The organism is Pseudomonas sp. WS 5051, from assembly GCF_012985715.1.
GTDB classification, from domain to species: Bacteria; Pseudomonadota; Gammaproteobacteria; order Pseudomonadales; family Pseudomonadaceae; genus Aquipseudomonas; species Aquipseudomonas bubulae.
The window spans coordinates 125,735-148,190 of record NZ_JAAQWV010000009.1; the positions used below are offsets into that span (position 1 = coordinate 125,735).

Here is a 22,456-nt window from a genome sequence, read left to right on the forward strand (position 1 = left end):
GGGTGACGGCATAACCACGCGACAACTGTGTGGGATAGACGTTTCAGCACATGTGGGACTATTTTTTTTTGCCTGTGGGAACAGGGTTATGCTCAGCCTGAAACAATTAACTGCAGCGCCACTGCATACATCATCACCGCTACCAGCAAGTCCAGGATACGCCAGGTGTTTGGCCGTGCCAGCCACGGTGCAAGCCAGGCCGCACCCAGCGCCAGGGTGAAAAACCACATCAGCGAAGCACTGGCCGCGCCCACCACATAAGCGCCGGGCACGCTTTGCTGGGCGCCAAGTGAACCGATCAGCAACACTGTATCAAGGTAAACGTGGGGGTTGAGCAGGGTGACGGCCAGTGCGCTGAGCATCACTGCCTTGAGCGAGCGAGCAGTCTGGCTGGCAGAATGCTCAAGGCTCGATGTGGAAAACGCCCGGCGCAGTGCCTGGGTGCCGTACCAGAGTAAGAACACCGCCCCGCCCCAGCGCGCAACACTGAGTAATAGCGGGTTTTGCGCCAGAAGGGTCGCCAGGCCAAACACCCCGGCCGCCACCAGCAGGGCATCGCACACGACGCAAAATGCCGCCACGGGCAGGTGGTGTTCACGGCGCAGGCTTTGCGCCAGCACAAAGGCATTCTGGGTGCCGATGGCCATAATCAGGCCGAACGCGACCAACAGGCCATTAAGGTAGCTTTGCCACATAAGGATTACTCGTTGTACTGCAGGCGGGGTTGCTGCTGGCTATTCTCCTGCCCTTGGATGTATAAGAAAAACCAATATTGCTGATCGCTCATTAGGAAAACTGATGTTCGACTATAAGTTGCTCTCGGCCCTGGCCGCCGTTGTGGAACAGGCCGGTTTTGAACGGGCGGCGCAGGTGCTTGGGCTGTCCCAATCGGCCATCTCCCAGCGCATCAAATTGCTTGAAGCCCGTATCGGCCAGCCGGTGCTGGTACGCGCGACGCCGCCAAGCCCGACCGAAATCGGCCGGCGCCTGCTCAACCATGTACAGCAAGTGCGTTTGCTGGAGCGTGACTTGCAAAGTGCGGTGCCGGCGCTGGACGATGAAGGTTTGCCCGAGCGCCTGCGCATCGCCTTGAATGCCGACAGCCTGGCCACCTGGTGGGCGCCGGCCGTGGGGGATTTTTGCGCCGAGCAGCACCTGTTGCTGGACCTTGTGGTTGAGGATCAGACCGTTGGCCTCAAGCGCATGCGCGCCGGCGAAGTGGCTGCCTGCCTGTGTGCCAGTGAACGGCCGGTCGCCGGGGCCCGCAGCGTGCTGCTGGGCGCCATGCGTTACCGGGCGCTGGCCAGCCCGGCGTTTATCGCCCGGCATTTTCCGGATGGCGTCAGCGCTGCGCAGTTGCCCAAGACCCCTGCGCTGGTGTTTGGCCCGGATGATTTTCTGCAACATCGTTACCTGGCGGCACTGGGGGTGGACGGCGGCTTCGAGCACCATTTGTGCCCATCCTCAGAAGGCTTCATTCGTTTGACCGAGGCCGGTCTTGGGTGGGGGCTGGTGCCTGAGCTGCAAGTGCGCGAACAATTGGAAAATGGCAGCCTGGTGGAGCTTTTGCCAGATAAGCCCATCGACGTGCCATTGTACTGGCATCATTGGCGCAATGGCGGACAACTGCTGGGGCAACTGACCGAACATTTATCGCGTTCGGCTAGTGCCTTTGGCCTGATAACCGGCGTTTAAAGAGCAAGCAGCACGAATTACAGCATTTGGAGTGATTGATGAAGATTCTGGTCACCGGCGCAAGCGGCTTCATTGGCGGACGCTTTGCGCGTTTTGCCCTGGAGCAGGGCTTTGACGTACGGGTCAGCGGGCGTCGGGCCGAAGGTGTCGAACATCTGGTGCGACGCGGCGCTGAATTTATCCCGGGTGATTTGACCGATGGCCTGCTGGTGCGCGACTTGTGCGTGGATGTCGATGCGGTGGTGCATTGTGCGGGGCACGTGGGTGCCTGGGGGCGCTATCAGGACTTCCACCGCGACAACGTGCTGGTGACTGAAAACGTAGTTGAAGCCTGTCTGAAACAGCGGGTGCGGCGCCTGGTGCATTTGTCATCGGCAGCGTTGTACTTCGATGGTCGCAACCACACCGACCTGACCGAAGAACAGTTGCCCAAGCGCTTCAGGCACCCTTTTGCCGCCACTAAAAACCTGGCGGAGCAGAAGGTGTTCGGTGCCCAGGAGTTTGGCCTTGAAGTGATTGCCCTGCGCCCGCGTTTTGTGACGGGGGCAGGGGACATGAGCCTCTTCCCGCGATTGATCAAACAGCAGCGCAAAGGTCGTCTGGCCATTGTTGGCAACGGTCTGAACAAGGTCGATTTCACCAGTATGCAAAACCTCAACGAAGCGCTGATGAGCAGCCTGTTGAGCAGTGCAGCGGCGTTGGGCAGGGCCTACAACATCAGTAATGGCACGCCGATACCGTATTGGGATGTAGTCAATTATGTGATGCGCCAGATGAACGTGCCGCAAGTGACCCGTTATCGTGGTTACGCCACGGCCTACAGCCGTGGCGCGCTTAACGAAGCTGCCTGCAAGTTATGGCCGGGGCAGCCCGAGCCGTCACTCTCGCGTTTGGGGGTGCAGATCATGGATAAAGACTTTACCCTCGACATCAGCCGCGCCCGGCACTACCTCGACTACGATCCCAAGGTGAGTCTGTGGTCCGCGCTTGATGAATTCTGTGGTTGGTGGAAAGCTCAGGAATCCCCTTACCGCTAACCGCTTGCCGCCATTTTTAAAGGTTTACGATGCGTAACGATGCCCGCGACGACTTTGACAATGTGCCGACCCTTCGCGCCGATACCGATGACCATGACGAACCGGCGTCCAGCTTTGGTGCCCGTGAGCGCACTACGGTGTATTCGCGCAATACCCCGGTGATCAAGGTCAAGGGTCCGAGTACCGGGCCTTTGTGGGCCATGATCTGCGCCTTGCTGGTGGCCGTTGGCGGGCTGGGCTGGTGGAGCTTCCAGCAGATTTCGCTGATGGAGCAGCAGTTGGTGGCCACCCAGGAGAGCTTTGCCCGTATCAGCGAAGAGGCAGCCGGGCGCCTGCAGGCCATATCCGGCAAGGTGGTTGCCAGTGAATCGACAATCAACAATGGCAGCGAAGCCTTGAAGTTGCAGATCAAGCAGCTAGAAGAACAGCTGCTTGAGCAGAGCAAGCGTCAGCAAGGGCTGGTGGCGGGGCAGCAGGGGGATCTGGATCAGCGCTTTGAGCAAATCAATGCCGCGATGTTGATGCAAGTGACTGCCCAGAAAGAAAGCCAGGCCAGGCTCGAAGCCGATATCAAGAGTCTGGGTACTGAACTGGCCACGCTCAAGGCAGGTGTCGCCCAACAGGCCACGGATGTGGCGGCCTTGAAGAAACAGGGCAACCCGGGCGCGGCGGTGGAGCGCCTGGAGCAGGATATGATCGTGCTCAAAAGCGAACTTGAGAACCGCCCCGCACCAGCTCAAGGTGCCAATGCTGCCGAGTTCGATGTGTTCCGTGCCCAGATGACGCGCAACATCAACACCCTGCAAAGCCAGATGCAGAACCTGCAGAAGCAGATCAGCGCTCGACCTTGAGCCTGTGCTGAGGGTTTGCCCCTCACCCCGGCCCTCTCCCGCAGGGAGAGGGGGCTGATGTGTGGCGTCAGTCATACCTGCATGTGCCTGTCGGCGGATTTCCGCTTATTGCAACGCTGAAAATCAGCGGATTCCCGCCTACCCATCTCCCGCAAGCCATGTAAACCGTGGTCTCAAGCGTTGGCACAAGTTCTGCTATAGCCCAGCAAGCTCGCGTTTTGACGCGCTATAAAAAAACAATGAAAGAAGGATCCATTCAATGGATAACTCCAGCACCCTGCCTGCCGGGGCCGTGTCTGCGGCGCCTAAAGAAAAGACCACCTCCAGCCGTATCAAATCGATTTTCAGCGGTTCCGTCGGCAATATGGTCGAGTGGTACGACTGGTACGTTTACGCCGCGTTTTCGCTGTACTTCGCCAAGGCCTTCTTCCCCAAGGGCGACACCACCGCACAACTGCTCAACACCGCCGCGATCTTCGCCGTGGGCTTTTTGATGCGCCCGATCGGCGGCTGGCTAATGGGCCTGTACGCGGATCGCAAAGGCCGCAAGGCCGCGCTGATGGCTTCGGTCCTGTTGATGTGCTTCGGTTCGCTGGTAATTGCCCTGTCGCCGGGTTACGAAACCATCGGCGTGTGGGCGCCTATCCTGCTGGTCTTCGCCCGCTTGCTGCAGGGCCTGTCGGTGGGTGGCGAATACGGCACCTCGGCCACTTACCTGAGTGAAATGGCGACCAAGGAACGTCGCGGTTTCTTCTCGAGCTTCCAGTATGTAACCCTGATCTCGGGGCAGCTTATCGCTTTGGGCGTGCTGATCGTGCTGCAACAGACCCTCACCGAAGAGCAACTGTACAGCTGGGGCTGGCGCGTACCGTTCGTGATCGGCGCCCTGTGTGCCGTGGTCGCGCTGTATCTGCGTCGAGGCATGGAAGAAACCGAGTCGTTCAAAAAAACCAGGGTCAAGCCTAAAGAAAGCGCCATGCGCACCCTGCTGCGCCACCCCAAAGAGCTGATGACCGTAGTTGGCCTGACCATGGGCGGCACGCTGGCGTTCTACACCTACACCACCTATATGCAGAAGTACCTGGTGAACACGGTGGGCATGAGCATCTCGGATTCCACCACCATCTCGGCCGCCACGCTGTTTCTGTTCATGTGCATTCAGCCGCTGGTGGGCGCGCTTTCCGACAAGATCGGCCGTCGTCCGATCCTGATCGCCTTCGGTGTACTGGGTACCCTGTTTACCGTACCGATCCTGACCACTCTGCACACCATTACCACCTGGTGGGGTGCGTTCTTCCTGATCATGGCCGCGCTGATTATTGTCAGTGGCTACACCTCGATCAACGCCGTGGTGAAAGCGGAACTGTTTCCCACGGAAATTCGCGCACTGGGTGTTGGTTTGCCTTACGCACTGACCGTGTCGATCTTCGGCGGTACAGCTGAATATATCGCTCTGTGGTTCAAGAGTGCAGGTATGGAAACCGGTTACTACTGGTACGTGACAGCTTGTATTGCCTGCTCGCTGGCGGTGTACGCCACCATGAAAGACACCCGCAAGCACTCGCGCATCGAGACTGACTGACAGCCCACCCGCTCCCACAGGGGTTAGCCGATACTGCTATTTGACAGGCTGGCCAATTGGCCGGCCTGTTTGCTTTTCAGATCCGCCTCCCGGCGATCATGGCCACCAATATCCCCGCCAGTACCCGCCAAGGGCCGATGGTGCCGAAATCCAGCTCCGAATCATCCGCCAGGTAGTCACCCAAGGCAGTTCCCAAGCCGTGGCGCAAACTTTTATCACCCAAAACGCCAAGGTGAACTGAGGAAGTTCGTTCATTCCAGGCTCCAGTTCTCGAGGGGTACAAAGCCGTTTGGGTACCGGCTTTTTTGCCGGCGAAGACGGGTGCTCGCGCAGCAAAAAATGGGTAATGGACTGATGAAAGCCTGTCTGTGAGTGCGATTTATTTGAATTAATAGTCAGTTAATTCTGTTAGCCCACTATCAATCTCAGCAACACCTCTATGGCCGGCAGAACATGTGTGCCGCCCCACCGGGAGCTGGACGTCGTCAAGAGCCTGGTTCGGCGCGGACTTATATATCGAATTAATCGATTCTTTGGCGCTATTTTTTGCGCTTTTTAATCAAATTAATCGGCGTAGTCTTAAACCCATACCCACTGAACACCCCAAACACGAAACAAGGAGCTTTATCATGAAAACCAAACTTATCCTCGCTGCTGCTTTTTCTGCCCTGGCCTTCAACGCTTTTGCCGCCGATGGTTTCGATAAAACCCATTCGTCGAGCTTTGCTGAAGATGGCTACAGCCGTACAGGTTCTGCTGCAGTTGCTGCTGACGGTTATGACCGCACAGGTTCGGCTACGTTTGCAGAGGACGGCTACGACAAAACCGGCTCGGCCACCTTTGCAGAAGACGGTTTCAGCCGTACCAAATCGGACACCTTCGCTGCTGATGGCTACGATCGCACTCACGGCGCCCACTTCAGCTAACACCTGAATCAGGCACTCCAGCCCGGCCTTGGCCGGGCTTAGTCGTTTTTGGGGGTAAGACAGTGGAGATCCAATCCTTAGCAGCCTCGTTCCTACGGCAGTTGCTACAAAACCTCGCAAGCTTTTGTAATCCCGGCAAATGCCTTGCACTATAGGCCCTCTATCTCAGCCGTTTGCGGACACTTCCCATGCATGACGATATCCATTTCTATGAACCTTCCCAGGGCCACGGCCTGCCCCATGATCCGTTCAATGCCATAGTCGGCCCGCGACCTATCGGCTGGATTTCGTCACAGGATGTCCAGGGCCGTCTGAACCTTGCGCCTTACAGTTTTTTCAACGCGTTCAACTACATCCCGCCGATCATCGGGTTTTGCAGTGTGGGCCGCAAAGACAGTCTCAATAACATTGAACAAACCGGCGAGTTTGTCTGGAACCTCGCCACCCGGCCGCTGGCCGAAGCCATGAACCAGAGCTGTGCCATGGTTGGGCCCGAGGTCAATGAGTTCGAGCTGGCCGGGCTGAGCACCGTACCGTCACGGGTGATCAGCGTGCCACGGGTGGCCGAGACGCCGGTGTCGTTCGAATGCAAGGTCACCCAGATCATTCAGTTGCAACGGGCAGACAAGGAACTGGTGCCGAGCTGGCTGATTCTGGGGGAGGTGGTGGCGGTGCATATTGCCAGGCACCTGCTCAAGGACGGGATTTACGATACCGCGGCCGCCGAACCGATCCTGCGTGGTGGCGGCCCGGCGGACTACTTCCAGCTGGGCCCTGAAGCACTGTTCAAAATGCATCGCCCACGCTGATTACCAAACCAGTTCGGCGTCATCAGTGACGCCTTGCAGGGCTTCAAGTTGCTCGGCCGCGGCGGCATCGGCGGCGGTCGCAGTCTTGAAGGTGTGCTCGGTGAGAATTTTGTGAAAGCGCGGCGCTCCACCTTCGTACAAGGCTTTGACCGCAATCGCTGCGTGATAAACGCCGGGCTCAACCGGAACTACAGCTGATACCGCTTCAAACTGTGCAAATTCTTTACGCGCCATGCTTCAACTCCCGGCCTATGGAAAAACCGGCATTCTACCTGTTCAGCCCGCCCACATCGCTGAAGGTCTGAAAATCGAGACTGTCCACCACTTGCTGGTGCACCAGCGCGCCGTATATTTCCATAAGCGATGAATTGAAATACGCGAGCATCGAGGGTTCATCCTGCCAGTAGCCCGCCACCTGCCACAGCTGCGGGTCGTTATCACAATGCTGCAAGGCAAAGTGCAGGCAGCCGGGGGTCTGGAGCGTCGGTTCGATCAACTGGCTCAGGCAAGCCTCGACCCGGGCCGAACACCCTGCGCGGGCGCGAACCAGTGTCAAATGACTGACGGCATTAAGCTGGGGCATGCAGGCCTCCACAAAGCAAAGTGGTGTTGGGGGGAGGTTCAAAGCTTAGGGGCCGGCCCCTGTACGCCGTTAGTCGATTCCTGCCCCAGGCTTGCACGATTCTGCAAAAGCGCACCGAACCGCTGCCTCATGGCATCATCGGGCAAAGGGCCAGTTCATCAGGGTTTCGAGCAAGGTCAAGCGTCTGTAACGGCTTGGGCAGGCCTGTTCCTTCAGGCAATGACAGGATCAGGCAAGACAACGACAGAAATCAGCTACCCCTTGGCCTTGCACAAACTTAAGCTGTGCCTGCCCTGTTGCTTTGATGAGGATGCAACCCATGTCACTGCTGGAACCGCCGCGACCCGCGCTCGAGCCCGCGCTTGAAAAACAGCGCGTGGAACTGGCTGACCTGATTTTTCGCCATGCCCCGCAAGACGGTTCGTTCACCACCGGTGTCGACGCGCTGTTTGTGTCGCGCCACAGTCATCCCAGCGATTTCGCTCCCAGCCTGCCAAAACCCGCGCTGTGCATCATGGCCCAGGGGCGCAAGGAGGTGCGTCTGGCGGACGAGTACTTTGCCTACGACCCGCTCAATTATCTGGTGGTGTCCGTGTCGATGCCGATCAGTGGCCGGGTGCTGGAAATCTCCCCCGAACACCCGGTACTGGCCTTGCGCCTGGATATCGATCCGGTGGAAATCACCACGTTGATCAGCGATGCCGGCCCCCTGGGCGTGCCGTCGCGACCCACCGGGCGCGGGCTGTATGTTGAGCCTATAGACCAGCCGATGCTCGACGCAGTCTTGCGTCTGACACGTCTGCTCGACACACCCAAAGACATTGCCATGCTGGCGCCATTGATTCGCCGTGAGATTCTGTATCGGTTGTTGCGCAGCCCCCAGGGCTATCGCTTGTATGAAATCGCCAGCCAGAACAGCCAGAACCATCGCGTCAGCCGAGCTATTTCCTGGCTTAACGGCAACTTTGAGCAGCCGCTTCGTATCGACAGCCTGGCGCGCGAAGCCAATCTCAGCGTGTCGACCTTGCACCACAGGTTCAAGGCCATGACCGCCATGAGTCCGTTGCAGTACCAAAAGCAGTTGCGTCTCAACGAAGCCCGGCGACTGATGCTCAGCGAGGGGCTCGATGCCTCGGCGGCGGGTTACCGTGTGGGTTACGAAAGCCCGTCGCAGTTCAGCCGCGAGTACAGCCGCCAGTTTGGCGCGCCCCCGGTTCGAGACCTGGCGCGCCTGCGCATGAGCCTATAGCGTCAGCAATTCTTGCCAGCGCGCCTCGTCGATTTCAATCACGCTTGGCCCCTGGCGGTCGGCGGCACTGGCCAGGGCGGCGCGCAATTGCGCCTCGCCCTCGACCACCTGCGCGGCGCAGCCCAGCGCCTTGGCCACAGCGATAAAGTCCGGGGTGTAGATATCGACCCCCACGGGTTCGATGGCGCGATTGAGCATGTATTTTTTGATCTCACCATAGCCCTGGTTATTCCACAGCAGCACGATGATCGGGGTTTGCGCTTCCACTGCGCTGGCCAGTTCGGCGAGGGTAAATTGCAGTCCGCCATCACCAATAAGGCACAGCACCGGGCCACCCGTTTTGCCATTGGCCCGCCGCCCCAGCCAGGCCCCCACTGCCGCGGGCAGGGCGTAGCCGAGGGTGCCGTAGCCGGTCGATGAGTTAAACCAGCGCCGTGGCTGCTCGGGGTTAAACGTCAGGTTGCCGGTGTACACCGGCTGAGTCGAATCGCCGACGCACACGGCATCCGGTAGAACATCGAAAACCGCCTGCAAAAAACGCGTCTGGGCGCGGGTCGGGGCATCCCATTCGGTGGCCAACTGCGTCTGCAGACGGCTGACCCGCACAGCACCCCACTGCGGATCCCGTGCTGGCAACTGCGCCAGACTTGCCACTAATGCCTCGCTCGCCAGGTTGGCATCGGCCACCAGCGCCAGGGTCGGCGGGTAATTGCGTACGGTCTGGTCCGGGTCGATATCAATACGCAGCAACGCGCCCGGGATCTCGAAGCCGCCAGCAAAAGTCACATCGTAATCGGTCTCGGCCAACTCGGTGCCGATAGCCAGCACCACATCCGCTTCGGCCACCAGCGCGCGGGTGGCGACCAGGGTTTGGGTCGAGCCGATCAACAGCGGGTGAGAGGAGGGCAGCATGCCCTTGGCGTTGATGGTCAGGGCCACCGGCGCGCCCAGTCGCTCGGCCAGTTGCAACAGGGCTGGCGCTGCATCGATGGCGCCGCCACCCGCCAGAATCAGCGGGTGTTTGGCCTGGGCCAGAAGCTGGCCCATCTGTTCAATGGCAGCAGGCGCGGCGCCGGGGCGGGCAATGCTCACCGGCAGGCTGGCGAGCAGGGCGTCGGCATTCTCCACCAGCACGTCCAGAGGTATTTCAATATGCACCGGCCGCGGTCGGCCGGCCTGAAACAGGGCAAAGGCCCGGGCCAGTACGCCTGGTAGTTCCGTCGCCGACATCAGCGTATGGGAAAACGCCGCCACCCCGGCCACCAGCGCGCTCTGGTTCGGTAGCTCGTGCAGCTTGCCGCGCCCGCCGCCCAGTTGGCTGCGCGACTGCACACTGGAAATCACCAGCATCGGGATCGAGTCGCCATAGGCCTGGCCCATTGCGGTGGTGATATTGGTCATTCCCGGCCCGGTGATGATAAAACACACCCCCGGTTTGCCGCTGGTGCGGGCATAGCCGTCGGCCATAAAGCCAGCACCCTGCTCATGACGCGGGGTGATGTGGTTGATCGTCGAACCGGCCAGCCCTCGATACAGCTCAACGGTATGCACTCCCGGAATGCCGAACACCTGTTCGACTCCGTACGCCTCCAGCAACTTGACCAATACTTCGCCGCACGTCGCCATGTGTCCTGTTCCTTTTTTGTTCTGGAAAAGACCATTGAAACGGCCGGCTGTGGTACGCACAACGCAAACGTGCTCATACTAGCCATGTCCTGGACTCATGGCTGACCATTGATGAAACGCCTTCCACCACTTCCTGCGCTGCATACGTTTTTGATCACGGCCCAGTGCTGCAACTTCACCCGTGCCGGCGAACAGTTGCATATCACCCAAGGGGCGGTGAGCCGACAAATTGCCGGGCTGGAAGAGCATCTGGGTTACCCGCTGTTCCACCGCCAGGCCCGTGGCCTGAGCCTGACCGAGCAGGGCCAGGCGCTGTACCCGCGTATCGAACAGGTATTCGACCTGATTGGCGAGGCCGTGGAGTACGCCAGCATTCGCCGTACCCCGCTGCAGATCAAGGCACCCACCTGCATGCTGCGCTGGCTGCTACCCAAATTGCTGCATTGGCAAACATTGCGCCCGGATGTGCCGGTGGAACTGACCAGTAGTGTGCAGCACGGGGTGGATTTTCGCCGTGAGGCGTTTGATGCGGCAGTGGTGTACAGCCCGCAGCCAGGGCCCAAGCGACAGGGCAGGCACCTGTTTGACGAACAACTGACCCCGGTGTGTGCCCCGCAGCTGCTGGAGGGTCGCGATGCCATCAACCAGCTGGGCGATCTGACGCAGCACACCCTGCTACATCCCAGCCGAGACCAGCAGGACTGGACCCAGTGGCTGAATGCGGCGGGGGGCGAGGTGTCGGCGATCCGCAAGAGCCAGTACTTCGACACCCTGGACCTGGCCATGACCGTTGCCGCCCAGGGCAACGGTGTTGCGATAGGCGACTGGTCATTGATTGGCGACGACCTCAAGGCAGGCCGACTGGCCATGCCTTTCGATTTCAAAGTGCGTACCGGCGCCGCCTACCTGCTGGTGTGCTCACCACGCCACGAGGCGTCAGCGCCGTTGCGCGAGTTGCTGGACTGGCTGGTGGAGCAGACGCGCTGCACGGATTAACCCTGTATCGATACAGCCAATTTCTCCTGGTGCGGAAAAAATCGCTGTAACAGTTTAAAGGGGGTATTTCTTGAGTAAATGGGGTAAAAACAGTCAATAAAGCCCCATTTAATCCTTTGGATTACCCTATTTAAGGACGTTTATGCACTCGCTCACCGTCGAACATCTGACCCAACTTCGCTTTGACGGCCTGCAGCTTTCAACCCTGAGGGCGCTGGGCGAGTACAGGGGCAAGCAAAAGCTGTTTGTCGCCCAATCGGCAGAAGCGCTCGCAGATCTCAAGCAGCAGGCAGTAATTGAGTCCGCAGAATCATCCAGCCGTCTGGAGGGCGTAATCGTTTCGCCCAGCCGCCTGAAATCCTTGATGATCAAAAATGCCCAGCCTAAAAGTCGCTCCGAGCAGGAAGTTGCCGGCTATCGGGATGCGCTGTCGCTGATACACGAAGCCTGCGATGCCATGCCTTTCTCGGAAGGCACGGTACGCCAGTTACATACGATTCTTTATCGATACTTGCCACAAGAGGGAGGCAGCTGGAAATCAACCAACAACGACATCATCGAGCGTCATCCTGATGGTAGTCTCAGGGTGAGATTCACACCCACTCCCGCTCATCTGACGCCGATGGCCATGAGTGATCTGCTAAGCCGCTATTACAGCGCAAATCAGCAAAAACTTGCCGATCCACTGGTTTTGGTTCCGTTGTGTGTTTTGGACTTTTTGTGTATCCACCCCTTTGCAGACGGCAACGGTCGCGTTGCACGCCTGCTGACTCTCTTGCTGCTCTATCAGTTTGATTACGTCGTAGGCCGTTTCATCAGCCTTGAGCGGATTTTTGAAGACAGCAAGGAGAGCTATTACGAAACCCTGGAGGCCAGCTCTGTTAATTGGCATTCAGGCACTCACGATGCAGGGCCTTGGCTCAATTACTTTTGGGGCGCGCTGATCAAAGCCTATAAAGAGTTTGAAGCGCGGGTTGGAACCATTGAGAAAAAGTACGGTAACAAGAGCAGCCGCGTTCGCATAGCCGTACTGAACCGTTCACTGCCCTTTTCAATCAGCGAGATTGAGCAGGCATGCCCCGGTACGAGCCGAGACACGGTGCGCCTGGTGTTACGCGCTTTGAAATCCGAAGGTTTGATTGAGTCCACCGGCAAGGGGCGAAGCGCGAAATGGCGCAATCGCCCCGTACCCTGAAACTTAATACCCCACCGTAAAGCGCTGGCGGGAATGCTTGGGCTGTTCGACCTCATCGAGCATGGCGATGGCAAAGTCGGCGAAGCTGATCCAGCTTTTGCCTTCGCTGTTGATCAGCAGGCGGTCGCTGCCCAGACGGAACTTGCCCGTGCGTTCGCCTTCGACAAATTCGGCCGAGGGTGACAGGAAGCTCCAGTCCAGGTCTTTTTCGCCGCGCAAGGTGTCAAGGTAGACGCCGCCTGCCGTGGCTTCAGGCCGGTATTCGTCGGGGAAGCCCGGGCTGTCGATGACTTTGGTGTCACCCGGCAGCAACAGTGAGCCTGCACCGCCCACAAACAGCAGGCGTTTGACCCCGGCTTTTTTTACCGGCTCGATAATGGCCGAGGCCGGCAGGGTCGAGAAATGCGCGGCGCTGAGCACCACATCATGGCCAGCAACGGCGTCCTGCAAGGCCTGGGCGTTGTTGACATCGACATCCTTGACCACCACTCCCGTACGCTCACCCAGTTTTTTCGAGGCATTGCGGGCAATGGCCGTGACGCTGTGACCACGACGCAGGGCTTCTTCCAGCAGTTGGCTGCCGGCACGACCGGTAGCCCCGATGATTGCGATTTTGCTCATGATATTCTCCAGTGAGTAGGTAGTAGCGTTCACCACTTCATTTCGCCTTTGGCCACCTTGGCACTCAGTTCCAGCGAAGATTCTTCGCCCAGGTCCGGGTAGCGTTTTTTCATGGCCGCTATCAATTCGCCCGAGTTGCGGGCCTTGAGCGCCTCTTCGTCAAACGCCTTGATGTAGTCGCGGGTGAAGTACACCGCTTTCAACGAGCGGTCGCTGTCACCCAGGTAATGGCCCGGTACCACGATTTTCGGTTGCAGGCTGTCGATACGTTTAAGGGTGGCCAGCCATTGCTTGTGCGATTGCGGTGTCTGGGTGTCGGCCATCCATACGTGCAGGTTGTCGGCGACTACCACCCCGCCCACCACCGCCTTGATGGAAGGGATCCACACAAAGGTGCGGTCCGGTTGACGTCCGCTCAGGCCGACGATATCCAGTTCACGCCCTTCAAGGTCCAGGGTGTTGCCCTTGAGCACCTGCGGCACGATCAACTGTTGCGGCATGTCGGCCCCCATCTGCGGGCCCCAGAACGCCAGCTTGGCGTCTTTGGTCTGGTTGATATGCTCAACCACCGGCCCCGGGGCCACCACCTTGGCGTCAGGGAACGCCTGGGTCAGGGTCTCCAGGCCGAAGTAGTAGTCCGGGTCGCCGTGGCTGATATAGATGGTGGTCAGGTGTTTGCCGCTGGCGCGAATCTTGTCGACCACCTGGCGGGCCTGGGCCTTGCCAAACTGGGCATCGACCAGGATGGCGTCCTTGTCACCACTGATCAGCACCGAAGAAACCGGGAAAATCGCCGCTGCACCGGGGTTGTACACGTCAAGGGTCAAAGGCGCCGGGGCCGCCGCCGCATGGGCTGCAAAACCCAGCATTGCAGCGCTGAGGGCAAAACGGCGAAGGGTGGAAAATCCGCTCATGGGTGATTCCTGAATCAGTGGCCAGGGTTGGCGATGGACAGAGCTTAGTTGCCCGATCGCGAACTAAAAATGCGATGCTTGAACATTGTTTGTTTCAGATATCGGGCAGATCATGGATCGTCTTATTGCAATGCGGGTGTTTGTCACCGTCGTCGACCTCGGTAGCCAGTCTGCGGCAGCCGACCACCTGGATCTGTCGCGCCCCGTGGTGTCGCGTTACCTGGCCGAACTTGAAGAGTGGGTGGGCGCACGCCTGATGCACCGCACCACGCGCAAGCTGAGTCTGACGGCAGCGGGCAATGAAACCCTGCCGCGCTGCCGGCAGTTGCTGGAACTGGCCGACGACATGCAGGCCGCGGTGGAGGTGCCCAGTGATGCGCCGCGGGGGCTGTTGCGCATCAGCGTCAGCACCTCGTTCGCCCAGGCGCAATTGGCGGCGGCAGTCACCGACTACGTACGGCTTTACCCCCAGGTCAGCATCGACCTGCAGATGCTCGATCGTACCGTGAACCTGGTGGATGAACGCATCGACCTGGCAATTCGTACCAGCAATGACCTGGATCCGAGCCTGATTGCCCGCAAGCTGACCGTTTGTCGCTCGGTGCTGTGCGCATCCCCGGCCTATTTACGCCAACACTCGGCGCCGCAGCAGGTCGATGACCTTAGTGGGCACAACTGCCTGACCCACTCCTACTACGGCAAGAGCATGTGGCATTTCACCTGCGGGGGAGAGGAGGTGTCGGTACCGGTGCAGGGCAATATCAGCGCCAATGAAGCCAGCACCCTGTTGAGTGCCACACTGGCTGGCGCGGGAATTTCGCTGCTGCCCAGCTATCAGGCCAGGGTGTTTGTACAGCGCGGTGAGCTGGTGCGCCTGTTGCCCGAAGCAGAACCGCGCCTGATGAACATCTACGCGGTGTACGCCTCACGTAAACATATGCCGGCCACGCTGCGCAGCATGCTCGACTTCCTCGCCGAGCGCTTTACCGACGAACCGGTGTGGGATAAATATCTATAGATACGCTGTTGCAGATCAAGCCCTATTGTGGGAACGAGCCTGCTCGCTCCCACAAGTGCAGTTTTCCCTCGCTGCAGCGGCTACAGGAATTATATGTCTAGTCCATTTGAAGGATGAAATCGGGCACGACCACTCGTACAACTGGCATGGCAAGAACCTGTGTCTGAACTAGCCTCAAAGCTGTGACGTCAAGGGAGCCAATGCCATGACTACCAAAACAAAAACAACATGTATGACTGTTTTTATCGTTTTCGCTGCCGCTGTCCTGTTTGCTAGCGCTTGCTACCGCGCCGAGCAAACCCGCCAGGCAGCCGGATTGATCGCCAGTTGCAATGGCGCGCACTGCAATGCCATGTTCAGCGCTCTGAGGTAGGATGCCCCGGAGTGTCAGGGCGGGCTGATTATGTCAGTCCGCCCGGTTCGAAAAGTACTGGGTGATGTCCCACTCAGGCGTCGGAAAAACCGCGCAAAGTACGCCGGATCTGCAAAACCCAGGCTATCAGCCACTTCGCTGATGGTCATCGGTGTATAAATCAAATGACGCTTGGCCTCCAATAACAACCGCTGGTGAATGATCTGCAACGCCGACTGTCCCGCCAGCTCGCGGCAGATGCTGTTCAAGTGCGCCACTGAAATGCCCACCTGATGTGCCAACTGCTCAACACTGGGCTGCTGGCGAAACTGCGCCTCGACCCGTTGATTGAACAGGCCCAGATACTCGTGCCCCCGTGGTAGCAACTGTCGCGCCTCACGCCGCTGGAGCACCTGGCGTGCCACCCACACCAACAGCACGCTGACCAGCGACTGCAGCAGCATTTCGCGGGCAGGGCGTACGCTGTCGTATTCGCTTTGCAGCTCACTGAACAGGTTGTTGAGGTAATCACCGTCCTTGCCTGCGGGGTAACTGGCGACCCGCTGCAACAGACTGATGTTGTCGCCCAGCTGGGCTTGCAACTGCGCCACCAACGGCGCGGCCAGGGTCAGGACAAAGCCTTCTACGTTGGGCGAAAACTCAAACCCGTGCACGCACAAAGGCGGGATAACCTGAACCGCCGATTGCTCCAGGATATGGCGCTGCCCCTCGACCTCAACCTGCGCCCGACCCTGGTGGACATAGAGCAACTGGCACAGGTCGGCGTGCCTGTGCGGGCGGATCTCCCAATCGTGGACGCGGCTGCGCAGCGATATGGTTTCGCAGTGCAGCAGATCGGGGCCAAGCCGGTCTTGCTGCTCGCCATAAAGCTTGAACACCGGGACTGAAGGCATCATTGGCGTCGTACCTGTTGTCGTATCGTCGGCCGATAATCGCACTGATTGGCGAAAAGTACCGGTAATCCCAGGGTTATCACCTTCAATTGCTGCTCTCGCAAGCGAAAAATACAGGCACTAACCTATAAGAATCTACTCACCCCTTGGGGTCGAGTCTGCGAGAGACAACAATAATGAGAACTCAAGTCGCTATTATCGGTGCCGGTCCTTCAGGGCTGCTGCTTGGCCAACTGCTGCACAACGCCGGGATTGATAACGTCATCATCGAGCGCCAGACCGGCGAATATGTCCTCGGGCGGATTCGCGCCGGGGTGCTGGAGCAAGGCATGGTCGACCTGTTGCGCCAGGCCGGTGTCAGCCAGCGCATGGACGCCGAAGGGTTGGTGCATGCGGGCTTTGAGCTGGCGCTGGATGATCGCCAGGTGCATATCGACCTCAAGGGCCTGACCGGCGGCAAGACCGTGATGGTCTATGGCCAGACCGAAGTCACCCGCGACCTGATGGACGCTCGCGAGGCCGTCGGCGCACAAACCCTTTACAGCGCCAGCAACGTCCAGCCCCACGATATGAAAACCGATACACCTTATGTCACCTTCGATAAAGAGGGCGAAAGCTGGCGCCTGGACTGCGATTACATTGCGGGCTGCGATGGTTTTCACGGGGTGGCGCGCCAGTCGATTCCGAGTGATGTACTGAAAATTTTCGAACGGGTGTATCCCTTCGGCTGGCTCGGTGTATTGGCCGACACTCCACCGGTCAATGACGAACTGGTGTATGCCCGCCACGAGCGCGGTTTTGCCCTGTGCAGTCAGCGCTCGGCCAGCCGTAGCCGTTATTACCTGCAGGTTCCTGCTGGGGAGAAGGTCGAGGACTGGTCCGACCAGCGCTTCTGGGACGAGCTGAAAACCCGCCTGCCCACGGCTCTGGCCGAACGCCTGGTGACCGGGCCTTCCCTCGAGAAAAGTATCGCGCCGCTACGCAGTTTTGTCGTTGAGCCGATGCAGTACGGGCGCCTGTTTCTGCTGGGGGATGCCGCTCATATCGTGCCGCCGACCGGGGCCAAGGGTTTGAACCTGGCGGCCAGCGATGTCAGCACCCTGTTCACTATGTTGTGCAAGGTCTACACCGAGGGCCGCACCGACTTGCTGGAGCGCTATTCCGAGGTGTGCCTGCGGCGTATCTGGAAGGCCGAGCGCTTCTCGTGGTGGATGACCTCGATGTTGCACCGTTTTCCGGACAGCGACGGCTTCAGCCAGCGCATTACTGACAGCGAGCTGGCGTATTTCGTCGACTCCGAGGCAGGCCGCACCACCATTGCAGAAAATTACGTCGGGCTCCCTTACGAAGCTATCGAATAGGATCCTATCGAGTACACTGAGGGCCATCCGATACAAGCTTCGCCTACAGGTGTTCACGTGACCAGTCTGAACCAGCCTCCCCAGGCCAAACCGGCCATTCGCAGCATTTTGATTGCCCTGATGCTGGCGATTTTTCTGGGGGCGCTGGATCAGACCATCGTCGCCGTCTCCATGCCCGCCATTTCCGCCCAGTTCAAGGATGTCAGCCAGCTGGCGTGGGTGATTTCCGGCTATATGGTGGCCATGACCGTGGCGGTGCCGATCTACGGCAAGCTCGGTGACCTGTACGGGCGCCGCCGCCTGATGCTGTTCGGCATGGGCCTGTTTACCCTGGCTTCGCTGTTTTGCGGGCTGGCACAGAACATGGAGCAGTTGGTGCTGGCGCGGATCATTCAGGGCATTGGCGCCGGCGGGATGATTTCTGTCAGCCAGGCGATCATCGGCGATATCGTCCCGCCCCGTGAACGCGGCCGCTACCAGGGGTACTTCAGCAGCATGTATGCCCTGGCCAGCGTTGCCGGGCCGGTGCTGGGCGGTTATATGACCGAGTACCTGTCATGGCGCTGGGTATTCCTGATCAACCTGCCGCTGGGGCTGGCGGCCTGGTGGATCTCCCACCGTACCCTGGTCGGCCTGCCGGTGCCGCAGCGCAAACCCGTGATTGACTACCTGGGCACTATGTTGATGATCCTGGGCCTGACTTCACTGCTGCTGAGCATCACCTTTATCGGTCAGGGCCAAAGCTGGCATGACCAACAGGTCGCAGGCTTTCTGGTGGTGGCGCTGATCGCCCTGGCGCTGTTTGTCTGGCATGAACGGCGCACGCCAGAGCCGTTGCTGCCCATGCACCTGTTTGCCAACCGCCATGCGGTGCTGTGCTGGTGCACGGTATTTTTCACCAGTTTTCAGGCTATTTCGCTGATTGTGTTGATGCCGCTGCGCTATCAGAGCATCACTGGCGCCGGTGCCGACAGCGCGGCCCTGCACCTGTTGCCGCTGGCCATCGGGTTGCCGATGGGGGCTTATTTTGCCGGTCGCATGACTTCGGTAACCGGGCGCTACAAACCGATGATCTTGAGCGGGGCGGCGCTGATGCCCCTGTCCATTTTGGGCATGGCATTCAGCCCGCCCGGCGCCGAGTTGTTGAGCGGGGTGTTTATGCTGTTCAGCGGGATAGCTTCCGGCATGCAGTTCCCGACGTCGCTGGTGGGCGCGCAGAACTCGGTGCAACAGCATGATATTGGCGTGGCGACCAGCACCACCAACCTGTTTCGTGCCCTGGGCGGGGCGATGGGGGTGGCCTTGATGTCGGCCCTGCTGCTGGCATTGCTGCATGACTCGTTACCGGTACCGGTCATGGGCCAGCCGCTGATTGGCGAAGGCAGCTCGGGCAATGTACTGCTCGACAGTCTGAGCGCGGTTCAGGGGCCGGCGCTGCAAAGCCTGAGAGCAGAACTGCTGCTGACCTTCCGTCATCTGTTGAGCATCAGTGCGGCAGTGTCATTGCTGGGGCTGGCGGCGGCGCTGGCGATGCCCGACCAGGTACTGCGCGGGCGTGAGGACAAGGCGCGCTAGGGCTGAACAAAAGCCCCGCGTCCCTCTCCCGAAAGGCCAGGGGGGTGGTTTATTCGGCACTTAAAAATGCTTCACGCGCCAACCCGTGGCGTTGCATTTTCTCATTCAGGGTACGTCGCGGCAGCTGCAGCTCATTGAGCACTGCCTTGATATCACCTTTATGCCGGGTCAGCGCCGCGCGCAGGCACTGCGCCTCGAAGGCTTCCTGTTGCGCCACCAGTGATTGCCCCGCGTCGGTGTCGGGCAATTGCGGCTCGCCCAAACCCAGCACATCCCGCTCGGCTACGTTGGCCAGCTCGCGCACATTGCCTGGCCAGGCATGGCTGAGCAGACGCGACAGCTGCGGGCCGCTCAGCACTTGTGCACTGCGCCCCAGGCGTTCAGCGGCATTGCGTGAAAAGGCGTCGTACAACAAGGGAATATCCTCGCGCCGCTCACGCAGCGGCGCCAGGCGTAATTCGGCCACGGTCAGGCGATAGGCCAGGTCTTCACGAAAGCGTCCGGCGCGGGCTTCGTCGAGCAGGTCGGGTTTGGTGGCGGCAACCACCCGCAAGTTCACGTTGATGCTCTGGTTGGAGCCCAGACGCTCGAGTTTTTGCTCCTGCAGCACTCGCAGCAGTTTGGCTTGCTGGGCCAGTGGCATGCTTTCGATTTCATCCAGAAACAAGGTGCCACCATCGGCGTACTCCAGCTTGCCGATGCGCTTGCCCTGGGCGCCGGTAAAGGCGCCGCTTTCATGGCCGAACAATTCGGCTTCAAACAGTTGCTCGGGGATTGCCGAGCAGTTGAGGGCCACAAAGGGCTTGTCGGCACGTGGGCCAAAATCATGCAGGCAGCGGGCGACCAGCTCCTTGCCGCTGCCGGTCTCGCCGCGAATCAACACATTGACGGGCAGAGGCGCCAGTTCCAGGACCTGACGGCGCAAGGTCTGCAAGCTGCGCGATACCCCAAGCAGGCGCCCGTCGATCTGCTCACGCAGGTCTGCCTGCTCATGCAAGCGGCGGTTTTCCAGTACCAGTTGGCGCTTTTCCAGCGCGCGGCGCAGGCTGCTGAGCAGGGCTTCGGGGCTGAAGGGCTTTTCCAGAAAGTCGTAGGCACCATCACGCATGGCTTCTACTGCCATGGGTACATCGCCATGGCCGGTCAGCAAGATCACCGGCAAATCCGCGTCCAGTTGCTGCAACCGGGTCAGCAGGGCCAGGCCGCCCATGCCCGGCATGCGCACATCGCTGACAATCACTCCGGCAAAATGCGCAGGCAACCGGTGCAGACAGTCTTCGGCGTTGTTGAAAAGCTGCACGTCAAAGCCGCTCAAGCTCAGCCACTGTTCGACGGCATTGCGAATACTGGCCTCATCATCGACCACGATCACCGAGTTGAGCATGTCTCAAGATTCCTGTGCGATGGGCAGTGTCAGCGTGAATTGCGCGCCATCAACGTGATTGCAAGCAGTCAGGCGACCACCGATTTCATGAACAATGGCGTATGACACCGCCAGGCCCAAGCCTAATCCATCGCCCACGGGTTTGGTGGTGAAGAACGGGTCGAAAATTTTACCCAAATATTCATCGGCAATTCCGCCGCCGCTGTCAGTGACGGTCAGGCGCCACAGTTGCTGGTCGGCTTCGATACGGATCTCAAGGTGTTTACGCGGTTTGTCGCCCATGGCGTCCAGGGCATTGCGCAGCAGGTTGATCAGTACCTGCTCCAGGCGAATTGCGTCGCCACGCACCCAGGCCGGACGCTGCAGATTGACGCGCAAGTCGATCTGTTCGTCCTTCAGGCGCGGCTCCAGCAGCTGCAGGGACTGATCCACCACATTAGCCAGATCCAGTTTTTCACGCAGGCCGCTGGGGCTTTGCCTGGCGTAGGTTTTCAGGTGGCCGGTGAGGGCGGCCATACGTGTGAGCATCTGCTCCAGGGGTTCCAGGGCTTTGTAGGCGTCATCGATACGACCGTGATCGAGCAACAGGCGCAAGGTCGCCAGCTGCATGCGCTGGGCGGTGAGGGGCTGGTTGATTTCATGGGCCAGCGCCGCTGACATTTGCCCCAGCGCCGCCAGTTTGGCGGATTGCACCAGGCCATCCTGGGCGGTGCGCAGATCCCGGGTACGGGCCTCGACCAGTTGTTCAAGTTCTGCCCGATTGCGCTGGCGCAAACGGGCGAGCCGCCAGCGCTGGAGTAAAAACAGCCCCAGAAATACCAGCGTCAGCCACAGGCCGATTGCCGCCAGGGCGGCATTGCGGCTGTCTTCGGCCGGTATTGCCGGGCGACGCAGCAAGTGCAGCGTCCAGCCCTCGATGTTCAGGGGTTGCGAGCCCCACAGGTAGTCAGCCTGGCCCTGCGGGCCATTGACGCGGCTCAGGTAGCTGTTGTCACCAAAACTGTGCAAGGTCTGCGAGGTCATCAGCGTTAGCGGTTGCTTGTCGTATTGTCGCGTCACGCTGATGGCGCTGCGGTCGCGGTCGTTCAGCTCGCGCAGGTGGCGATAGCGCCAGCCGGGCTGATTGGCAATAAATACAATGCCCCGGTTGTCACTGACCAGCAGCGTGTCGCTGCCGTGGCTCCACTCGCGCTCCAGTTCCGGAAACTCCAGTTTGACCACCATGGCGCCCAGAAACCGGCCGTCAGCACCCTGTACCGCGCTGGACATAAAGTAACCCGGTATGCCGCTGGTTACGCCCACGGCATAAAAGCTGCCGGTACCCTGGCTGCGTGTCTGGCTGAAATACGGGCGGAACGCGTAGTTGTGACCGACGTAACTATTGGACGTGTTCCAGTTGCTGGCGGCTACTGCCAGGCCGGTGCTGTCGAGCAACTCCAGTGTCGAAGATTGTGCTGCACCGTTGATACGTTCCAGCTTGCGGTTGAGCAGCGCCTGCACCTGCGGCGTCATGGGGTGCGCCAGTGCGTCCGACAACTCCGGGTCCAGTGCCAGTACGGCTGGCAGGGCGCGATAGCGTTCGATCACCGTGTACAGCGAATTGGCATACAGGCTCAATTGTTCAGGCCCGCGCCTGGCGCTCTCTTCCAGTGCGTGCTGTTTGGCCTGACGCATCGCCCAGCCGCCAGCCAGAATGGCTCCGGCCAGGATCAACAGGCAATACAGCGCCAGACGCAGGGCGCGAGACGTCACAGGCATGGTGGCAAAC

21 protein-coding genes are annotated in these 22,456 nt (G+C 59.6%); 12 read left to right on the forward strand and 9 right to left on the reverse strand.

The genetic code is table 11. The annotated features are described in order from the left end of the window. Positions 1 to 92: 92 nt before the first annotated feature. Positions 93 to 695, reverse strand: coding sequence for a LysE/ArgO family amino acid transporter (locus HBN79_RS16035; protein ID WP_095003035.1), 603 nt, complete (start codon positions 693 to 695; stop codon positions 93 to 95). A gap of 103 nt (positions 696 to 798) precedes the next feature. Here HBN79_RS16035 and HBN79_RS16040 point away from each other — a divergent pair, with 103 nt between their 5' ends. The 6 genes from HBN79_RS16040 to HBN79_RS16065 all read left to right on the forward strand — a co-directional run bounded on the left by HBN79_RS16040 (position 799) and on the right by HBN79_RS16065 (position 6,900). After that, positions 799 to 1,695, forward strand: coding sequence for a LysR family transcriptional regulator ArgP (locus HBN79_RS16040; protein ID WP_130871925.1), 897 nt, complete (start codon positions 799 to 801; stop codon positions 1,693 to 1,695). 38 nt (positions 1,696 to 1,733) lie between these two features. Next, the gene (locus tag HBN79_RS16045; protein WP_095003037.1) at positions 1,734 to 2,732 is read left to right on the forward strand and encodes an NAD(P)-dependent oxidoreductase; all 999 of its coding nucleotides are present in this window, start codon (positions 1,734 to 1,736) and stop codon (positions 2,730 to 2,732) included. Positions 2,733 to 2,761: 29 nt separating this feature from the next. Continuing rightward, positions 2,762 to 3,583, forward strand: a complete 822-nt coding sequence (locus tag HBN79_RS16050; protein ID WP_095019405.1) for an ATPase — start codon at positions 2,762 to 2,764, stop codon at positions 3,581 to 3,583. A gap of 259 nt (positions 3,584 to 3,842) precedes the next feature. Further along, on the forward strand, positions 3,843 to 5,165 hold the full coding sequence (locus tag HBN79_RS16055) for an MFS transporter (protein ID WP_095019406.1): 1,323 nt from the start codon (positions 3,843 to 3,845) through the stop codon (positions 5,163 to 5,165). Positions 5,166 to 5,794: 629 nt separating this feature from the next. After that, positions 5,795 to 6,091, forward strand: a complete 297-nt coding sequence (locus HBN79_RS16060; protein ID WP_095003040.1) for a hypothetical protein — start codon at positions 5,795 to 5,797, stop codon at positions 6,089 to 6,091. Between the two features lie 188 nt (positions 6,092 to 6,279). Then, positions 6,280 to 6,900, forward strand: a complete 621-nt coding sequence (locus tag HBN79_RS16065; protein ID WP_169916881.1) for a flavin reductase family protein — start codon at positions 6,280 to 6,282, stop codon at positions 6,898 to 6,900. On the opposite strand, the gene HBN79_RS16070 is transcribed toward HBN79_RS16065, so the two are convergent. Beyond that, positions 6,901 to 7,134: a hypothetical protein gene (locus HBN79_RS16070; RefSeq protein WP_095003042.1), complete on the reverse strand. Its 234-nt coding sequence runs from the start codon at positions 7,132 to 7,134 to the stop codon at positions 6,901 to 6,903. A 34-nt stretch (positions 7,135 to 7,168) separates the two neighbouring features. Beyond that, complete coding sequence (locus tag HBN79_RS16075; protein WP_095003043.1) at positions 7,169 to 7,483, reverse strand: antibiotic biosynthesis monooxygenase family protein; 315 nt, start codon at positions 7,481 to 7,483, stop codon at positions 7,169 to 7,171. A gap of 319 nt (positions 7,484 to 7,802) precedes the next feature. Between HBN79_RS16075 and HBN79_RS16080 the strand changes: the two genes are divergently transcribed. Continuing rightward, a complete protein-coding gene (locus HBN79_RS16080; protein WP_095003044.1) occupies positions 7,803 to 8,732 on the forward strand; it encodes an AraC family transcriptional regulator in 930 nt (309 codons plus the stop codon). Here HBN79_RS16080 and HBN79_RS16085 read toward each other — a convergent pair. Continuing rightward, positions 8,727 to 10,358, reverse strand: coding sequence for a 5-guanidino-2-oxopentanoate decarboxylase (locus tag HBN79_RS16085; protein WP_169916882.1), 1,632 nt, complete (start codon positions 10,356 to 10,358; stop codon positions 8,727 to 8,729). The two genes, HBN79_RS16080 and HBN79_RS16085, sit on opposite strands and share 6 nt — an antisense overlap. A 111-nt stretch (positions 10,359 to 10,469) precedes the next feature. On the opposite strand from HBN79_RS16085, the gene HBN79_RS16090 reads away from it, so the two are divergent. Together HBN79_RS16090 and HBN79_RS16095 are read left to right on the forward strand one after the other, a co-directional pair. Beyond that, a complete protein-coding gene (locus HBN79_RS16090) occupies positions 10,470 to 11,354 on the forward strand; it encodes a LysR substrate-binding domain-containing protein (protein ID WP_095003046.1) in 885 nt (294 codons plus the stop codon). 142 nt (positions 11,355 to 11,496) lie between these two features. Continuing rightward, positions 11,497 to 12,549 (forward strand): Fic family protein, encoded by a 1,053-nt coding sequence (locus tag HBN79_RS16095; protein ID WP_095003047.1) that lies wholly within the window; start codon positions 11,497 to 11,499, stop codon positions 12,547 to 12,549. A 3-nt stretch (positions 12,550 to 12,552) separates the two neighbouring features. Here HBN79_RS16095 and HBN79_RS16100 read toward each other — a convergent pair whose 3' ends face one another. Next, on the reverse strand, positions 12,553 to 13,170 hold the full coding sequence (locus tag HBN79_RS16100; protein ID WP_095020927.1) for an NAD(P)-dependent oxidoreductase: 618 nt from the start codon (positions 13,168 to 13,170) through the stop codon (positions 12,553 to 12,555). 29 nt (positions 13,171 to 13,199) lie between these two features. Then, positions 13,200 to 14,084: an MBL fold metallo-hydrolase gene (locus HBN79_RS16105; RefSeq protein ID WP_095003049.1), complete on the reverse strand. Its 885-nt coding sequence runs from the start codon at positions 14,082 to 14,084 to the stop codon at positions 13,200 to 13,202. A gap of 112 nt (positions 14,085 to 14,196) precedes the next feature. Between HBN79_RS16105 and HBN79_RS16110 the strand changes: the two genes are divergently transcribed. Continuing rightward, positions 14,197 to 15,102, forward strand: a complete 906-nt coding sequence (locus HBN79_RS16110) for a LysR family transcriptional regulator (RefSeq protein WP_169916883.1) — start codon at positions 14,197 to 14,199, stop codon at positions 15,100 to 15,102. Between the two features lie 387 nt (positions 15,103 to 15,489). Here HBN79_RS16110 and HBN79_RS16115 read toward each other — a convergent pair whose 3' ends face one another. Next, complete coding sequence (locus HBN79_RS16115) at positions 15,490 to 16,371, reverse strand: helix-turn-helix domain-containing protein (RefSeq protein ID WP_169916884.1); 882 nt, start codon at positions 16,369 to 16,371, stop codon at positions 15,490 to 15,492. A gap of 173 nt (positions 16,372 to 16,544) precedes the next feature. Here HBN79_RS16115 and pobA point away from each other — a divergent pair, with 173 nt between their 5' ends. Both pobA and HBN79_RS16125 read left to right on the forward strand, forming a co-directional pair. After that, positions 16,545 to 17,729, forward strand: a complete 1,185-nt coding sequence (gene pobA, locus HBN79_RS16120) for a 4-hydroxybenzoate 3-monooxygenase (RefSeq protein ID WP_095003052.1) — start codon at positions 16,545 to 16,547, stop codon at positions 17,727 to 17,729. Between the two features lie 57 nt (positions 17,730 to 17,786). Beyond that, positions 17,787 to 19,304, forward strand: a complete 1,518-nt coding sequence (locus tag HBN79_RS16125) for an MDR family MFS transporter (RefSeq protein WP_095019413.1) — start codon at positions 17,787 to 17,789, stop codon at positions 19,302 to 19,304. 49 nt (positions 19,305 to 19,353) lie between these two features. On the opposite strand, the gene HBN79_RS16130 is transcribed toward HBN79_RS16125, so the two are convergent. Next, positions 19,354 to 20,688, reverse strand: a complete 1,335-nt coding sequence (locus HBN79_RS16130; RefSeq protein WP_095019414.1) for a sigma-54 dependent transcriptional regulator — start codon at positions 20,686 to 20,688, stop codon at positions 19,354 to 19,356. A gap of 3 nt (positions 20,689 to 20,691) precedes the next feature. Next, positions 20,692 to 22,446: an ATP-binding protein gene (locus HBN79_RS16135; protein WP_095025580.1), complete on the reverse strand. Its 1,755-nt coding sequence runs from the start codon at positions 22,444 to 22,446 to the stop codon at positions 20,692 to 20,694. Between the last annotated feature and the right edge of the window lie 10 nt (positions 22,447 to 22,456).

Excerpts from the sequence above, each read along its gene's own strand:
- HBN79_RS16115 (WP_169916884.1), bottom strand. The coding sequence starts at position 16,371 with ATGATGCCTTCAGTCCCGGTGTTCAAGCTTTATGGCGAGCAGCAAGAC.
- pobA (WP_095003052.1), top strand. The coding sequence starts at position 16,545 with ATGAGAACTCAAGTCGCTATTATCGGTGCCGGTCCTTCAGGGCTGCTG.
- HBN79_RS16080 (WP_095003044.1), top strand. The coding sequence starts at position 7,803 with ATGTCACTGCTGGAACCGCCGCGACCCGCGCTCGAGCCCGCGCTTGAA.
- HBN79_RS16060 (WP_095003040.1), top strand. The coding sequence starts at position 5,795 with ATGAAAACCAAACTTATCCTCGCTGCTGCTTTTTCTGCCCTGGCCTTC.
- HBN79_RS16135 (WP_095025580.1), bottom strand. The coding sequence starts at position 22,446 with ATGCCTGTGACGTCTCGCGCCCTGCGTCTGGCGCTGTATTGCCTGTTG.
- HBN79_RS16110 (WP_169916883.1), top strand. The coding sequence starts at position 14,197 with ATGGATCGTCTTATTGCAATGCGGGTGTTTGTCACCGTCGTCGACCTC.
- HBN79_RS16045 (WP_095003037.1), top strand. The coding sequence starts at position 1,734 with ATGAAGATTCTGGTCACCGGCGCAAGCGGCTTCATTGGCGGACGCTTT.
- HBN79_RS16130 (WP_095019414.1), bottom strand. The coding sequence starts at position 20,688 with ATGCTCAACTCGGTGATCGTGGTCGATGATGAGGCCAGTATTCGCAAT.
- HBN79_RS16090 (WP_095003046.1), top strand. The coding sequence starts at position 10,470 with ATGAAACGCCTTCCACCACTTCCTGCGCTGCATACGTTTTTGATCACG.
- HBN79_RS16100 (WP_095020927.1), bottom strand. The coding sequence starts at position 13,170 with ATGAGCAAAATCGCAATCATCGGGGCTACCGGTCGTGCCGGCAGCCAA.
- HBN79_RS16095 (WP_095003047.1), top strand. The coding sequence starts at position 11,497 with ATGCACTCGCTCACCGTCGAACATCTGACCCAACTTCGCTTTGACGGC.
- HBN79_RS16050 (WP_095019405.1), top strand. The coding sequence starts at position 2,762 with ATGCGTAACGATGCCCGCGACGACTTTGACAATGTGCCGACCCTTCGC.
- HBN79_RS16035 (WP_095003035.1), bottom strand. The coding sequence starts at position 695 with ATGTGGCAAAGCTACCTTAATGGCCTGTTGGTCGCGTTCGGCCTGATT.
- HBN79_RS16065 (WP_169916881.1), top strand. The coding sequence starts at position 6,280 with ATGCATGACGATATCCATTTCTATGAACCTTCCCAGGGCCACGGCCTG.
- HBN79_RS16055 (WP_095019406.1), top strand. The coding sequence starts at position 3,843 with ATGGATAACTCCAGCACCCTGCCTGCCGGGGCCGTGTCTGCGGCGCCT.
- HBN79_RS16085 (WP_169916882.1), bottom strand. The coding sequence starts at position 10,358 with ATGGCGACGTGCGGCGAAGTATTGGTCAAGTTGCTGGAGGCGTACGGA.
- HBN79_RS16105 (WP_095003049.1), bottom strand. The coding sequence starts at position 14,084 with ATGAGCGGATTTTCCACCCTTCGCCGTTTTGCCCTCAGCGCTGCAATG.
- HBN79_RS16040 (WP_130871925.1), top strand. The coding sequence starts at position 799 with ATGTTCGACTATAAGTTGCTCTCGGCCCTGGCCGCCGTTGTGGAACAG.
- HBN79_RS16075 (WP_095003043.1), bottom strand. The coding sequence starts at position 7,483 with ATGCCCCAGCTTAATGCCGTCAGTCATTTGACACTGGTTCGCGCCCGC.
- HBN79_RS16070 (WP_095003042.1), bottom strand. The coding sequence starts at position 7,134 with ATGGCGCGTAAAGAATTTGCACAGTTTGAAGCGGTATCAGCTGTAGTT.